Origin of the sequence: Pseudomonas sp. ERMR1:02 (assembly GCF_002277815.1) — a bacterium.
GTDB lineage: Bacteria > Pseudomonadota > Gammaproteobacteria > Pseudomonadales > Pseudomonadaceae > Aquipseudomonas.
Genome location: NZ_NKJI01000005.1, coordinates 56,318 through 71,318, shown reverse-complemented (window position 1 = coordinate 71,318; position 15,001 = coordinate 56,318). Strand labels below are relative to the sequence as shown.

Here is a 15,001-nt window from a genome sequence, read left to right as displayed (position 1 = left end):
GGAATCATTCCTCCGCGGCGCTGGCGCGCAGGCGGTTAATACGGTTTTCGCTCCACTGCTTGGCCAGCAGGATGAAGAGCGCCAGGATCAGCAACAGGCTCGCCACGGCGAACGCGGCCACGTGGTTGTATTCGTTGTAGAGGATCTCGACGTGCAGCGGCAAGGTGTTGGTCACCCCGCGAATGTGCCCGGAAACCACCGACACCGCACCGAATTCACCCATGGCCCGCGCGGTACACAGCACCACGCCGTAGATCAGGCCCCATTTGATGTTGGGTACGGTGACGTGCCAGAACATCTGCCAGCCATTGGCCCGAGCAAACGCGCGGCCTCCTCTTCCTGAGTACCCTGTTCCTGCATCAGCGGAATCAACTCGCGCGCGACGAACGGCACGGTGACGAAGATCGTCGCCAGCACGATGCCCGGCAAGGCGAAGACGATCTGGATGTCGTGATCCTGCAGCCACGGACCAAAGATCCCATGGGCGCCGAACATCAGCACATAGACCAGACCGGCGATCACCGGCGATACCGAAAACGGCAGGTCGATCAGGGTCACCAGCATGCTCTTGCCGCGGAACGAGTACTTGCTCACGCACCATGCGGCACTGACGCCGAACAGCAGGTTCAGCGGCACCGAAATCGCCACGGCGATCACTGTGAGTTTCAGTGCCGACAAGGCGTCCGGTTCAAAGATCGCGGTGAAGAACGCTCCGAGGCCGTTCTTCAAACCCTGGGACACCACGATAAACAGCGGCAGCAACAGGAACAGCGCGAAAACCAGCCAGCCAAGACCGATCAGGATGCGCCGCGACGTGGCACTGCCACGGCGGGCGGCGTTGGCCGAGGAAGCGGCAGCAATAGACGATTGGGACATGTTCTGCGCCTCCTTATGGAGTTTCGATGCGCCGCTGCAGCAAGTTGATCAGCAGCAACAGAATGAAAGAAACCACCAGCATCAGTACACCAATGGAGGTAGCGCCGGTGTAATCGTACTGGTCAAGCTTGACCATGATCAGCAACGGCAGGATCTCGGTTTTCATCGGCATGTTGCCGGCGATGAAAATCACCGAACCGTACTCGCCGACCCGCGGGCAAAGGCTAGAGCGAAGCCGGTCAACCAGGCGGGCAGCAACGCCGGCACCAGAATATGACGGAAAACCTGCAAGGGTTTTGCCCCCAGGCAGCCGCCGCTTCTTCAACTTCACGGGGAATATCAGCCAATACTGGCTGTACGGTACGTACTACGAATGGAGTGTCACAAAAGTGAGGGCAAGGGTGATGCCCAAGGGGGTGTAGGCGATCTTGAAACCCATATCCGCTGCAAACTGACCGACCAAGCCGGTGGGGTGTACAGCGCAGTCAGCGCAATACCGGCCACGGCGGTGGGCAATGCGAAAGGCAAGTCGATCATTGCATCGATGACTTTGCGTCCAGGGAAGGTATAGCGCACCAGCACCCAGGCCAGCAGCGTGCCGATGATGCCGTTGATGATCGCGGCATACAGCGCGGTGCCGAAGCTCAGCTTCAACGCTGCCAGCACCCGTGGCGCCGAGATGATTGCCCAGAACTGATCCCAGGTGAGTTGAGCGGCATGCACGAACATCGCCGCCAGTGGTATGAGCACAATCAGGCTGAGGTACACCAAGGTGTAGCCCAGCGTCAGCCGAAGCCGGGTATGACGGGGGAGATACGACGCGACATAAAAGTCCTTGGTTAAAAAGCGGTCAGTTAAACGCGAACATGTGGGAGCGGGCTTGCTCGCGAAGAGGGTATATCAGTCAACATTTCCGTCGTCTGACACACCGCCTTCGCGAGCAAGCCCGCTCCCACATGGTACGAGCCTAAGCATTAGGCTCGGTGTGTGGCTTAAGTCAGATTACTGCGCCTGGTAGATCTGGTCGAACACGCCGCCATCGTTGAAGAATTTCGGCTGTGCGCTTTTCCAGCCGCCGAAGTCTTTGTCGATGGTCACCAGCTCCAGTTTCGGGAACTGCTGGGCGTATTTGGTGGCGACATCCTTGTCACGTGGACGATAGAAGTTCTTCGCCGCGATTTCCTGGCCAGCCGGGCTGTACAGGTGTTTGAGGTAGGCTTCAGCAATTTGCTCGTTGCCCTTTTTCTCGGCGTTCTTGTCGACCACGGCCACTGGCGGCTCCGCGAGGATCGACAGCGAAGGCACGACGATCTCGAACTTGTCGGCGCCGCCATCTTCTTTCAGGGCCAGGAAGGCTTCGTTTTCCCAGGCCAGCAACACGTCGCCCTGACCGTTGTTGACGAAGGTGATAGTCGAACCGCGAGCACCGGTGTCCAGCACAGGCACGTGCTTGAACAGGGTTTGCACGTATTCCTTGGCCTTCGCTTCGTTACCGCCGTTGGCTTTCAGGCCATAAGCCCAGGCCGCGAGGAAGTTCCAGCGCGCACCGCCGGAAGTTTTCGGGTTCGGCGTGATCACCGATACGTCGTTCTTGACCAGATCGCCCCAGTCCTTGATGCCTTTAGGGTTGCCCTTGCGTACCAGGAAAACGATGGTCGAGGTGTATGGGGTGCTCGCTTCCGGCAAACGCTTCTGCCAGTCAGCCGGCAGAGTCTTGCCGAGCTTGGCGATTTCGTCGATGTCACCGGCCAGCGCCAGGGTCACCACGTCGGCACGCAGGCCATCGATGACCGCCCGGCCTTGCTTGCCCGAACCACCGTGGGACTGCTGGATCTTCACGCTGTCGCCGGCATGGTCCTTCTGCCAGAACTTGACGAATTCGGCGTTGTAATCCTGATACAGCTCACGGGTCGGGTCGTACGACACGTTGAGCAGTTCGTAATCCTTGGCAACCGCGGAACCAGCAAAAAGTGCACTGGCCAGGGCGGCCAAAGCAAAATGACGAATCGACGACATGGTGAAAGCTCCTGGAATTCTTGGGTGTGATGGCTTTTCTTATGGACTTCTGAAATCGCGGTGCCTGTTCAACGATCGCAGCCTTCGGCAGCTCCTACACAATCCCCCGCAGGAGCTGCCGAAGGCTGCGATCTTTTGATCCTCGGCCTCAGCCCGGTTTATTGCCCGGCTGCTGCAAGCGGAATTTTCTTTGCGTTCGATCTGAACCACCTGGGCGTTGTGAACGGTGATCTCCACTGCGCCGAAACGCAGATCGCGCAGGGCGCTCTGGATTTCACGCAGGATGGTTGCTTCGTCCTGGCCGTCAACGCTACGTAGAGATGCGCTCATGGTGCTGCTCCTTCGACTGATAGGTTGCCTGGCAGTGGCGGCACTGCTTGCGGCGTGAAACCAATAGTAGAGAGGCGCGGATATTCTTAAAAATACTATTTAAGAATGTTTATATAACCAGAAGAGATTATTTGATGGGACAAGGGTTTGCGAGGACTTGCCCTTGTAGGAGCGAGCTTGCTCGCGATGGTGGCATGGGCTCCGCGTTCATTCAGGCAGCCCTTGTCATCGTTGACGTCCATCGCGAGCAAGCTCGCTCCTACAAGATCACCGGCGCATGCAACCAATCCAGTTGTTCAGCCGGTACTGGTCGCCCGAACCAGTAGCCCTGTCCCAGATGGCTGCCCTGCTTAAGCAGGAACGCCGCCTGCTCGACCTGCTCGATCCCTTCCGCATGCACCTGCATCCCCATGCTCTGCGCCAGGGCGACGATCACCCGCACGATGGCCGCGTCGTCCTCATCCCATGGCAACCCGGCGACGAAACCCTGATCAATCTTGAGCTTCTGCACTGGCAAGCGCTTGAGCCGCAGCAGCGATGATAACCCGTGCCGAAGTCGTCGATGGCCAGCCTCACTCCCAACTCCCGCAGGCGATGCATCTGCTCCAGCGCAACTTCAGGGTCTTCCATCACAGCGCTTTCAGTGACCTCCAGCTCCAGACAGGCCGGGGCTAACCCGGTTTCGTGCAGCACTTGCACCACTTGCTGGTACAGCTCGCGGCGGGCGAACAGGCGCGAAGAAATATTCACCGCGACAAACGACAACACCACACCGGCCTGCTGCCATTGGCGCATTTGCTGGCAGGCCTGTTGCATCACCCAGGCGTCTATTTCGGCAATCAACCCGGTTCGCTCGGCAACCGGAATGAATTCTGCCGGCGACACCAAACCCCGTTGCGGATGCTCCCAACGCACCAACGCTTCGACGCCGATCAATTGGCTGGTCTGAAGGTCGTGAACCGGCTGGTAATAAACGCGCAATTGCTGCTGGTCCAGGGCATGACGCAATTCGAATGAGGTCTCGACCCGCTGCTGGGCATGCGCGGTCAGTTCTTCGGTATAGAGCGCGTAGCCATTGCGGCCGGTGCTTTTGGCCTTGAACAACGCCGAATCGGCATTTCGCAACAATTGTTCAGCGTTCAAGGCATCGCTGGGGAACACGCTGATACCGATGCTGGTGTTGATAAACAGCTGATGCCCGTCGATCGGGAACGGCTCCTTGAGCCATCAATGATTCGCTGGGCCAGCGCGGCAGACTGCACCAATTGTGGACAGCTTTCGGCCAGCACGGCGAACTCATCGCCGCCCAGTCGCGCCAAGGTAATGCCGGGGCCGAACATGGCCTTCAAGCGCTCCGCGACCGCTTTGAGCAGTTGATCACCGATCGTATGCCCGAGGCTGTCGTTGATCATTTTGAAATGATCCAGGTCGATCATCAGCAGCGCACAACCGCGCTTGTGGGCCTGCGCAGAAGCCAGGGCCTGCTCGGCACGGTCGGTGAACAGCAGGCGGTTGGGCAAGTCAGTCAGCGGATCGTGATGCGCCAGGTGCATCAGTTCGTGTTCGGAGTTCTTGATCGCGCTGATATCGGAAAACACCGCGACGTAATGACTGCGTTGCCCCAAGTCGTCATGAATAACGCGGATGGTTTGCCATTGGGGGTAGATTTCACCGCTCTTGCGACGGTTCCAGATTTCTCCGCTCCATTGGCCCGAACTGCTCAGCGTGGCGAACATGGCCTGGTAAAACGCTGGCGAATGATGCCCGGACTTGAACAGACTGGGTCGTTTTCCCAACACTTCTTCGCACTGGTAACCCGTGATCGCCATGAACGCCCGGTTCACATGCACGATCAGTCCGGCACAATCGGTCACCAGTACGCCTTCGCGGGTGCAATCGAACACGGCCGCCGCCTGACGTAGACGCTCGCGATCTTCGCTGCGCTCGCGCAATTTGGCGCCGATCCCCAGGCAACGCAGCAGACGCGCCCGGGCTATGAAGATAAACCCGGCGCTGAACACCACCCAGGCATAACCGTTGATCAGTTGCCATCGCGATAGCTCGACGGAGCTATCGAAGAACCTGTTCAATAAATAGCCACTAAGCTGCAGCCAAACCAACGAAAGCAACAGGTAAAGCAGCGCTGCGCGCAAGGCATCGCGATAGCTTGCAGACATAAGGCTGTCCATGTCCCTACAAAAAAGCAGGGATTATAGAGTAAAGACACATCCAGCCACTTTTATCTGAAAGGGCGACTGGTTTTCTCTGTGGGCTTGGTGATAATGCAACGGCTGTTTTTTTCTTTATCGAGGGCCCTATAGCCTATGTGGTACGAAGGTTTTCTCGGCTTGTCGCCCTGGTCACTGGTGGCAGTCACCCTGCTGATGACCCACGTGACGATCGTCGGCGTCACGGTCTATCTGCATCGTTATTCGGCCCATCGCTCGCTTGAGCTGAATGCCGGCCTGAAACATTTCTTCCGCTTCTGGCTGTGGCTGACCACGGCGCAGAACACCCGCGAGTGGACTGCCATCCACCGCAAGCATCACGCCAAATGCGAAACCGTCGATGACCCGCATAGCCCGGTCATCAAGGGCTTGTCCACGGTTCTGCGCAAAGGCGCCGAGCTGTACCGTGCCGAAGCGGAAAACGCCGAGACCCTGCGTATCTATGGCAAGAACTGCCCCGACGACTGGATCGAGCGCAATCTCTATAGCCGCTTCCCGCTGCTGGGCGTGGCGATCATGGCCGTCATCGACCTGCTGTTGTTCGGCACCATCGGCATCACCATCTGGGCCATCCAGATGATGTGGATTCCGGTCTGGGCTGCCGGTGTGGTCAATGGCCTGGGCCATGCCGTCGGCTACCGCAACTTCGAGTGCCGCGACGCGGCGACCAATCTGGTGCCTTGGGGCATCCTGATCGGCGGTGAAGAACTGCATAACAACCATCACACCTACCCTAATTCGGCCAAACTGTCGGTCAAGAAGTGGGAATTCGATCTGGGCTGGGCCTGGATTCAAGTGTTCAGCTTCCTGCGCCTGGCCAAGGTTCAGCGCATCGCGCCGATCGCCCACCGTGTCGAAGGCAAGGGCAACCTGGACATGGACACTGCCATGGCCATCCTCAACAACCGCTTCCAGATCATGGCCCAATACCGCAAATTGGTGATCGGCCCGCTGGTCAAGCAAGAGCTGGACAAGGTCGATCACTCGGTCCGACACCAGTTCCGCCGCGCCAAGCGTCTGCTCTCGCGGGAAACCAGCCTGCTGGACGATCGGCACCACGTACGTATCCAGAACATGCTCGAACACAGTCAGGCGCTGAAGGTAATTTACGAAAAACGCCTGGCCCTGCAGCAGATCTGGGTCAAGACCAGCTCAAATGGTCACGACATGCTGGCAGCCATCAAGGATTGGGTACACGAAGCCGAAGCCAGCGGGATTCAATCCTTGCGTGATTTCGCCGATCAGTTGAAAACCTACTCCCTGCGCCCTACCGCCTGACACCGCTGATCGGTGCGCTCTTTTCTGGGGCGCACCTTTCGGAACTTCGCTTCAAATCCCCCCTCTCAAAGACACTTCGCCATCCAGGCGGGCTTCGTTGTGGCCGCTTTCGAACCTCAAGCGGTGTACGCCCTTTGAGATTTGTGAGGAAGGCGACAACGTGCTGCAACACATCGCCGACAGCGGCCGCGCAGCGTTGCGCCGCGGGGATTTGTTCGGCCGCATTGGTGGCGAAGAATTCGCGGCAGTGTTCCCCGGCTGTACGCCGGACATGGCCCTGCAAGCGGCTGAACGCCTGCAACGGGAGATCCAGCGCTTGAGCTTCCATCATGACGGCCAGACATTCGGCATCACCGTCAGCCAGGGGCTGACCAGCCTCACTGGCGAGGATGAAAATATCGAGGGCCTGTTTGCCCGCGCGGATGCGGCGATGTATCAGGCCAAGCGCGAGGGGAAGAACCGGATTGTCACCGGCTGACGAATGAGATCGTTCCCACGCTCCGCGTGGGAATGCATCCTGTGACGCTCTGCGTCACGATTTGCGAAGGGACGCGGAGCGTCCCGGGCGGCATTCCCACGCAGAGCGTGGGAACGATCCAAGCGAGAAGCCTAATTTTTGCGCATTCGCATCAACTCCGGTAATCCGATCTTGAGCAACCGTGCCGTTCGGCTTTTAGCCAGCTCCTCGACGCCCTCATGCTCGGTCAAGCGCGCCAGTTGCGCCGCCATATTCATCACCAGCGCTTCGCGGGAGTAAACCCCGCCACCGAGCTGGTAGGCCGCCGCAATCAGCTGTCGCAACTCCAGCGGCAGACGCCAGCGGGTGCGCAACGCCGAACCGTAGGCCGCGCCGAATTCAGCGAGTGCTTCGCCCACCGCCTCCTGCTCGTCCAGCTCACCACCGGCCTGCTTCCATTCCTGCAAACAACGCAACAACGCAAGGTCGCCGAGTCGATGCAGCATGCCTGCGCAATAGCAGCGTGCCTGATCCAGATCGAGCAAGCGCGCCAAGGTTCGCGCGTATTCCGCGGTGTGCAGCGACAGCTCCCAATATCGCTCGGCATAGTCCGCCAGATACGGATCGCTGAGCCGGGCGCTACGTTTGAGGGCCAGGCCCAGAATCAGATTCATGCTTTGCCCGGTGCCCAGTCGGTGCAGCGCCTGGGACAGGGTTTGCACGGCTGCGCCATGATGCTGGGCCGCACTGTTGGCGGCGGCGATCAGCACGGCGGTGACCTGCGGATCGGTGTGGATCTCGTCTTCCAGTTTCGTCAGATCGAGCCCGTTGGGATTGAGACTGCGCTTGACCGCCACCTGCACGTCGGTCATCAGCGGTGCGCCGTCCGCCAATTCACGTCGTCGCTCCAGATACACCGACAAGGTCATGCCCGGCGCCAGCGATGGCACCTCACACGAGACCTTTTTACCGGCATCGAGCAGCAAATCCTGCAAGCGATGGGTCAGGCTTTCCATGTTCAGGGGTTTGGTCAGGTAGGCGGCAGGCGCGAGCGGCAGGGCTTCGCGCACGCTGGCACTGTCGTTACGGCTGCTCATGAGGATGAAGGGCAGCGGCGGATTGCGTTTGCGCTGACGAACGCTGCGCAACACATTCAGGCCATCGACACCGGGCAACTCCCAGTCGACGATCACCAGATCGTATGGATTAACTGCCAGTAACTCCAGCGCCTGTTGGCCGTCAGCACACAAGTCCAATAGCACGTCGCAGCGTACGTTCAACAGGACTTCCTTGAGCAGATCGCGGGACCATGGGTCGGCCTCGGCGATCAACACGCGTGGAACGGCGGGTAAATTGACGACAGTCATACAGCTCTCCCTGGCAATGCCTGAACATTAACGAATGCTGGCCATCGGATACAGCGACTTGAGTTTTACGGGGCATAAAAAAACCCGCCGAAGCGGGTTTTTTGTCGATCAGGTCACACTTGGTGATCAGAGCTCAGAGAAGCACTCTTCGATGATCGCCAGACCTTTGTCCAGTTGCTCGTCCGGCGAAGTCAGCGGTACTAGAACGCGCAGAACGTTGCCGTAGGTGCCGCAGGACAGCAGGATCAGACCCTTGTCGCGAGCCTTGGCCACAACCGATGCTACAGCAGCAGCGTTCGGCTTGTGGCTGTCGCCGTTTTCGAACAGCTCGACTGCAATCATCGCGCCCAAGGCACGGACTTCACCGATCACCGGGTACTTGGCCTGGATAGCCTTCAGGCCAGTCACCAGACGCTCGCCGACAGCCTTGCAGCGGTCCAGCAGATTTTCTTCTTCGAACACTTCCATCACGGCCAGGGCCGCGGCGCAAGCGATCGGGCTACCGGCATAGGTGCCGCCCAGGCCGCCTGGAGCGATGGCGTCCATGTATTCAGCCTTGCCGCACACACCGGCCAGCGGGAAGCCGCCAGCGATGGATTTGGCGAAAGTGGTCAGGTCGGCAGCAACACCCATCTGTTCCATGGCGAAGAAGGTGCCGGTACGGCCAGCGCCAGTTTGTACTTCGTCAGCGATCAACAGGATGCCGTGCTGGTCGCACAGAGCGCGCAGACGCTTCATGAACTCTTTAGGCGCGACGTAGAAACCACCTTCGCCCTGAACCGGCTCGATGATGATCGCAGCGATATCACGCGGCTCGGCGTCGTTCTTGAAGATGCGCTCGATGCTGGCGATCGAGTCGTCGATGCTCACGCCATGCAGTTCGTTCGGGTACAGCGCGCGGAACACGCCGCCTGGCATCAGGCCCATGCCGGCCGAGTAAGGCACGACTTTACCGGTCAGGCCCAGGGTCATCATGGTGCGACCGTGATAAGCGCCGGTGAACGCGATCACGCCGGCACGGCCAGTGGCGGCACGGGCGATTTTCACGGCGTTTTCTACCGCTTCGGAACCGGTGGTGACCAGCAGGGTTTTCTTCTCGAAATCACCTGGCACCTTGGCGTTGATTTTTTCACACACTTCAACGTACGGCTCGTAGGCCAGTACCTGGAAGCAAGTGTGGGTCAGCTTGTTCAGCTGCTCAGTCACAGCGGCGATGATTTTCGGGTGCACGTGGCCGGTGTTCAGCACGGCGATACCGCCGGCGAAATCGATGAACTCGCGACCTTCAACGTCGGTCACGGTAGCGTTCTTCGCGGACTCGGCGAAGATCGGGTGAATCTGGCCAACACCACGTGGAACAGCAGCGGTACGGCGGGCCATCAAAGAAGCGTTAGTCTTGCTCATTACATTCCTCATTCGCCGCTCATCGGTCGGCGTGGTTCAAGGATTAAGCGGCGGGGAGGAACTGCGACAGCATGCGATGATCGACTGCCACAGCGTTCCCGGCCACACAGAAAATTCCGTTTGAAGCACGCAAAGGGTCAGCGCTCTCGTGCCCTTTGCGTTTAAAGCAATATCCAGCCTTGCCCATGCCTTCGAGCTTAGATGCCCAGGCAGAGGTATTTGATTTCCAGGTAATCTTCGATGCCGTACTTGGAGCCTTCACGGCCCAGGCCCGAGGCCTTGATGCCGCCGAACGGCGCGACTTCGTTGGAGATCAACCCGGTGTTGACGCCGACCATGCCGTATTCCAGGGCTTCAGCCACACGGAACACACGACCCAGGTCGCGAGCATAGAAGTACGAGGCCAGACCGAACTCGGTGTCGTTGGACATCGCGATCACTTCGGCTTCGTCTTTGAAGCGGAACAGCGGCGCCAATGGACCGAAGGTTTCTTCCTTGGCCACGGCAGCGTTCTTTGGCACGTTGGTCAGGATGGTTGGCTCGAAGAAGTTGCCTTCGATGGACTTGCCGCCGGCCAGCACGGTGGCGCCTTTGGAAACGGCGTCAGCGATGTGTTCCTGAACCTTGGCTACGGCTTTTTCGTCGATCAGCGGGCCAGTGGTGGTGCCTTCTTCCAGACCGTTACCGATTTTGAGCTTGGCCACGGCCACTTTCAGCTTCTCGGCGAACGCGTCGTAGACCGAATCCTGAATGTACAGACGGTTGGCGCAGACGCAGGTCTGACCGTTGTTGCGGTACTTGGAAATGATTGCGCCTTCGACGGCCTTATCCAGGTCCGCGTCGTCGAACACGATGAACGGAGCGTTGCCACCCAGTTCCAGGGACACTTTCTTGATGTCCTTGGCGCATTCGGCCATCAGTTGACGACCGATTTCGGTCGAACCGGTGAAGGACAGTTTGCGCACGATCGGGTTGCTGGTCAGCTCGCTGCCGATGTCGCCGGCGCTGCCGGAAACAACGCTGAACACACCGGCAGGAATACCGGCACGCTGGGCCAATTCAGCCAGGGCGAAAGCGGAGAACGGGGTTTGCGAAGCAGGCTTGAGCACCATGGTGCAACCGGCGGCCAGTGCCGGGCCGGCTTTACGGGTGATCATCGCGGCCGGGAAGTTCCACGGGGTGATGGCAGCGGTCACGCCGATTGGCTGCTTGATTACGATCAGGCGCTTGTCTGGCTGGTGGCCCGGAATCACGTCGCCGTAGATGCGCTTGGCTTCTTCAGCGAACCACTCGATAAAGGAAGCGGCGTAAACGATCTCGCCCTTGGCTTCGGCCAGTGGCTTGCCCTGTTCCAGGGTCATCAGGCGAGCGAGGTCGTCCTGGTTTTCGATGATCAGTTCGAACCAGCGACGCAGCTTGTTCGCGCGGTCCTTGGCGGTCAGTGCACGCCAGGCTGGCAGCGCTTTGTCAGCAGCTTCAATTGCACGGCGGGTTTCGGCAGCGCCCATCTTCGGCACGGTACCCAGAATTTCGCCCGTTGCCGGGTTGTTGACCTTGATCGTCTGACCATTGTCCGCATCAACCCAAGCGCCATCGATGAAGGCTTGCTGGCGGAACAACTGGGTGTCTTTAAGCTGCATGTCGGCTTTCCTTAACAGCACCGCGCACGCGCGGAGCAATTTTGTGATTGTAGAAAGGCGCCTCTGAGGCTGCCGTCAGGGAAATCATTCACCGGGCTGAAGCACATAAATAGCGCACGGATTGGACTCGCGCGGTTCAGCACCCAGACAAGAGCGTTTGAAATCTCAAACGAATCCTAGGATCAAAGGGGGTAAAGGACAATAGGGCGTTCGAAAAAAAGAACGAAAACGCCGCATTTGCCTATTTTTTCTGATCAACGTAGCAAACGCAGGTTACGCTTATAAAAACCGCAGACGATTCAGCAGCATGGACGCCCGCCATGCATATGAGTATCATGGCGCCCGCTTGCACCAGTAGCTCAGCTGGATAGAGTACTGCCCTCCGAAGGCAGGGGTCGTGGGTTCGAATCCCGCCTGGTGCACCATATGTAGAAACGAGAAAGCCTCAGGCCCGTTGGGTCTGGGGCTTTTTTGTGCGTTTCATCAAAGATCTTGAAGGGATGGCCCTCAGTGTGAAGTGATTGGCCCTTCAGTTGTTCGGTTTATCCGAACAACTGCCACTAACAAAAAACCGCCAAAGCGGTTTTTGTCATTCCGTCGTCCAATCAAACTCGTCGTACTCATCATCCTCGTCGTCCTCGAACTCTTCCTCTTCAAGAACGTCCTCTACCTCAGCATCACCCTCTTCCGCCTGATTCAGCAGAAAATCCTTACGACTCTCGGTAATCGCGCGCCGAAGTTCTTCGCCCTTTTCCGGGCAGTTGAGCATTTGGGCGATGCGGTCGATTTTTTTTGCCACGGTTTCCTCCAACCCCATCGGCGATGGCTTGATAGTGCGCGCTTTCGGGCGCGGATGCCAAATCGCCGGGGGTTGTGCGGGTCAGTTTTTTTGCAGTGTCTTGAGTCGGGTGGTGAGGTTTTCGTTGGGGAAGCGTTTTTGTAGGTCTGCCAGCAGTTTGTCTGCCGCTTGAGCCTGCCCGGTGAGGGTATGGCCGGCAACAACCCGGCGGCGAAACCCTGGGCGGCCGGGCAGAGGAAATGCAGGGGAGGGGACTGCAGTGGAAGGAGCATGGGGCTGACCTCAGGAGGAAATTGATCCATTCATCCTCTGAGACGGACAGCCCACGCGGTTCGGGTTAAACCATGCTGAAAATCTTCAGCGGTGATAGCGCCGCACCACGCTGCTGTTTTTCAACACATGACCTTTGATTTTTTCCAGAAACTGCGCACGGGTCAGGCCGGCGGGCAAGGCGTCCGGGGCCAGGTCCAGGGCGTAGAGCTGGATGATGTAATGGTGCGCACTGTCGTCTACCGGTGGGCAAGGGCCGACGTAGGTCATAGTGCCTTTGCTGTTCGTGCCACCCACGCCTTCAAGCGCGGATTTGGCGCCGACACCGGCCGGAATCTGGCGGGTGGTGGCCTTGATGCCGTAATGAATCCAATGATCGACGCCCTGCCCTTTCTGGCCATCCGGGTCGTGCATGACGATGGCGTAGCTGAGCGTGCCTGCCGGGCCGGCGTTCCAGCTCAGCGCCGGCGAAAGATTGTGCCCGCCGCACCCCTGGGCATCGCTGGCGGCGGCCGAGGTGAACAAACGGTCATCCGATACACCTGGGATGTTCAGGGTGAAACGCTCCTGGGCCGCCTGCGCCGGAAATTGCACGCAAAGGGCGACTGCTACGGCCGCCAGCCAAGGGTTCAAAGAGGTCAATCGGGTCATACCGGAGCACCTTAAGCGCGTGGGGCCGTCGTCGGCGTGCAAACTATAGCTGGACCGTTCGCGCCGTGGCAGTGGGATTTGGCTGAACCTCAAGAATAGGGCCAAACTCTTAAATGAAACGCCTGTCTGGAGAGCGATCATGACCCTGCATCGCGTCGCCCGTTTCGCCGATGTCACCGAAAACCGCGGCCTGGAAGTTCGGATCGACGACAGCAAAATTCTCCTGCTGAAAGTCGGCGATCAATTGCGCGCCTATCAAGGCGAATGCCCTCACGCCGGGGCGCCGCTGGTCGAAGGCGCGCTGTGCAATGGGCGCCTGACTTGCCCGTGGCACAAGGCTCAGTTTCGTATCGAGGACGGCGGGCTGTGCGAACCACCGGCCCTCGACAGCCTCAAGCGCTACTCGCTCGAAGTGCGCGACGGGGAGGTCTGGGTTGGCGATCAACCGCTGCCGGATGCCCACACCCCCCGGCCGATGATGAGCGCACCTTTGTGATTGTCGGTGGCGGTGCCGCAGGCACGGCGGCGGCTGCAGCGCTGCGGGAAAGAGGTTTCGGTGGTCGGGTGCTGTTGATCGACCGCGAAACCGATGCTGGTTACGACCGTACGGTATTGAGCAAATTCGTGATTGCCGGGGAAATGCCACCGGAGGAAGTCCCGTCGCTGCGCGATGAAGCGTTCTACCGCGAGCAACGTATTGAACGAATCAATGCCGAAGTGACGAGTCTTGACGCCGCAAGCAAAACCCTGCGCCTGGCCGATGGCCAATCACTGCCCTATGACGCCGCGCTGCTGGCAACGGGCGGCACGCCAAAACCACTGCGGTTGCCGGGCGCCGACCTGCCGCAAGTGTTTGTTTTACGCTCAAAAAATCATGCACAGCAGATTCTCGACAACGCCAAACCCGGTCAGCGGGCGGTAATCATCGGCGACAGCTTTATCGCCATGGAATCCGCTTCATCCCTGCGCCAGTATGGCCTCGACGTCACCGTCCTGGCCCATCAACCGGTGCCTTTCGCCAGGCAGTTCGGCGAAACCGTCGGCAAGGCCATCCTTGCCCTGCATGAAGCCAATGGCGTGGTATTTCAAACACAAGGCGAAGCCACGCAGATCGAAGGAACGATCAAGGTCGAAGCAGTCCTCCTCGACAATGGCCAACGATTACCGGCGGATCTGGTGCTGGTCGGCATTGGCGTAAGTCCGGCGACCGGGCCGTTTGCCGATCTGCTTCAGGAAAAAGACCACTCGTTGCGCGTCGATGGCGGCATGCGCGTGACCGACGGGCTTTGGGCGGCCGGTGATATCGCTACCTTCCCGCTCAGCGGCCGACCTTTGCGCATCGAACACTGGCGCCTGGCCCAACAACAGGCGCGGATTGCCGCAGCGAACATGCTCGGTGGCGATGAACATTACCTCGATGTGCCGTATTTCTGGACTTGGCACTTCGGCAAAAACTACGACTACCTCGGCCACGCCGAGGCTTGGGACGAAGTCGAATTCAAGGGTGACCCTTTCAATCCGCCTTTTATCGGGCTGTTCGGCAAAAACGGCGTGGTGACGGCGGCCGTGGCCTGTGAAGAAGAGAGAACGATGGCGATGCTTGCTGAACGGATGAAACAGCCGCTGTCGGTGGATGAAGCGTGGCGGCTGATCCGTGAATGAAATGCAAACCTCTGTAGGAGCGA

7 protein-coding genes, 1 tRNA gene and 6 pseudogenes are annotated in these 15,001 nt (G+C 59.0%); 4 read left to right on the top strand and 10 right to left on the bottom strand.

Features of this window, described 5'->3' with window-relative positions:
• Positions 1-4: 4 nt before the first annotated feature.
• From cysW to dibA, 5 genes and pseudogenes are all read right to left on the bottom strand, one after another.
• Positions 5-876 (bottom strand): annotated as a pseudogene (cysW, locus tag CES87_RS11130) (sulfate ABC transporter permease subunit CysW).
• A gap of 13 nt (positions 877-889) precedes the next feature.
• Positions 890-1,703 (bottom strand): annotated as a pseudogene (gene cysT, locus CES87_RS11125) (sulfate ABC transporter permease subunit CysT).
• Positions 1,704-1,878: 175 nt separating this feature from the next.
• On the bottom strand, positions 1,879-2,892 hold the full coding sequence (locus tag CES87_RS11120; protein ID WP_128606149.1) for a sulfate ABC transporter substrate-binding protein: 1,014 nt from the start codon (positions 2,890-2,892) through the stop codon (positions 1,879-1,881).
• Between the two features lie 148 nt (positions 2,893-3,040).
• Positions 3,041-3,222 (bottom strand): annotated as a pseudogene (gene oscA, locus CES87_RS11115) (sulfur starvation response protein OscA).
• 259 nt (positions 3,223-3,481) lie between these two features.
• A pseudogene (dibA, locus tag CES87_RS11110) lies at positions 3,482-5,399 on the bottom strand (phosphodiesterase DibA).
• A gap of 147 nt (positions 5,400-5,546) precedes the next feature.
• Between dibA and desA the strand changes: the two are divergent.
• A complete protein-coding gene (gene desA, locus CES87_RS11105) occupies positions 5,547-6,728 on the top strand; it encodes a delta-9 fatty acid desaturase DesA (RefSeq protein WP_128606148.1) in 1,182 nt (393 codons plus the stop codon).
• Between the two features lie 148 nt (positions 6,729-6,876).
• Positions 6,877-7,206 (top strand): annotated as a pseudogene (locus tag CES87_RS11100) (GGDEF domain-containing protein); the annotation flags it as partial.
• Between the two features lie 131 nt (positions 7,207-7,337).
• On the opposite strand, the gene CES87_RS11095 reads toward CES87_RS11100, so the two are convergent.
• The 3 genes from CES87_RS11095 to gabD all read right to left on the bottom strand — a co-directional run bounded on the left by CES87_RS11095 (position 7,338) and on the right by gabD (position 11,596).
• Positions 7,338-8,552, bottom strand: a complete 1,215-nt coding sequence (locus tag CES87_RS11095; protein ID WP_128606147.1) for a response regulator — start codon at positions 8,550-8,552, stop codon at positions 7,338-7,340.
• Positions 8,553-8,678: 126 nt separating this feature from the next.
• Positions 8,679-9,956, bottom strand: a complete 1,278-nt coding sequence (gene gabT, locus CES87_RS11090; RefSeq protein ID WP_128606146.1) for a 4-aminobutyrate--2-oxoglutarate transaminase — start codon at positions 9,954-9,956, stop codon at positions 8,679-8,681.
• A 197-nt stretch (positions 9,957-10,153) separates the two neighbouring features.
• Complete coding sequence (gene gabD / locus CES87_RS11085) at positions 10,154-11,596, bottom strand: NADP-dependent succinate-semialdehyde dehydrogenase (RefSeq protein WP_128606145.1); 1,443 nt, start codon at positions 11,594-11,596, stop codon at positions 10,154-10,156.
• 348 nt (positions 11,597-11,944) lie between these two features.
• Between gabD and CES87_RS11080 the strand changes: the two genes are divergently transcribed.
• Positions 11,945-12,021 (top strand) — tRNA-Arg (locus tag CES87_RS11080).
• Positions 12,022-12,185: 164 nt separating this feature from the next.
• Here CES87_RS11080 and CES87_RS11075 read toward each other — a convergent pair.
• Both CES87_RS11075 and CES87_RS11070 read right to left on the bottom strand, forming a co-directional pair.
• Entirely contained in the window at positions 12,186-12,395 is a 210-nt protein-coding gene (locus CES87_RS11075; protein ID WP_128606144.1) for a hypothetical protein, read from the bottom strand.
• Positions 12,396-12,752: 357 nt separating this feature from the next.
• Positions 12,753-13,316, bottom strand: coding sequence for a YbhB/YbcL family Raf kinase inhibitor-like protein (locus CES87_RS11070; protein ID WP_128606143.1), 564 nt, complete (start codon positions 13,314-13,316; stop codon positions 12,753-12,755).
• Between the two features lie 139 nt (positions 13,317-13,455).
• Here CES87_RS11070 and CES87_RS11065 point away from each other — a divergent pair.
• Positions 13,456-14,978, top strand: a pseudogene (locus tag CES87_RS11065) (FAD-dependent oxidoreductase).
• Positions 14,979-15,001 lie beyond the last annotated feature (23 nt).

Coding starts and splice junctions, on each gene's coding strand:
- CES87_RS11120 (WP_128606149.1), bottom strand. CDS start 2,892: ATGTCGTCGATTCGTCATTTTGCTTTGGCCGCCCTGGCCAGTGCACTT.
- desA (WP_128606148.1), top strand. CDS start 5,547: ATGTGGTACGAAGGTTTTCTCGGCTTGTCGCCCTGGTCACTGGTGGCA.
- CES87_RS11095 (WP_128606147.1), bottom strand. CDS start 8,552: ATGACTGTCGTCAATTTACCCGCCGTTCCACGCGTGTTGATCGCCGAG.
- gabT (WP_128606146.1), bottom strand. CDS start 9,956: ATGAGCAAGACTAACGCTTCTTTGATGGCCCGCCGTACCGCTGCTGTT.
- gabD (WP_128606145.1), bottom strand. CDS start 11,596: ATGCAGCTTAAAGACACCCAGTTGTTCCGCCAGCAAGCCTTCATCGAT.
- CES87_RS11070 (WP_128606143.1), bottom strand. CDS start 13,316: ATGACCCGATTGACCTCTTTGAACCCTTGGCTGGCGGCCGTAGCAGTC.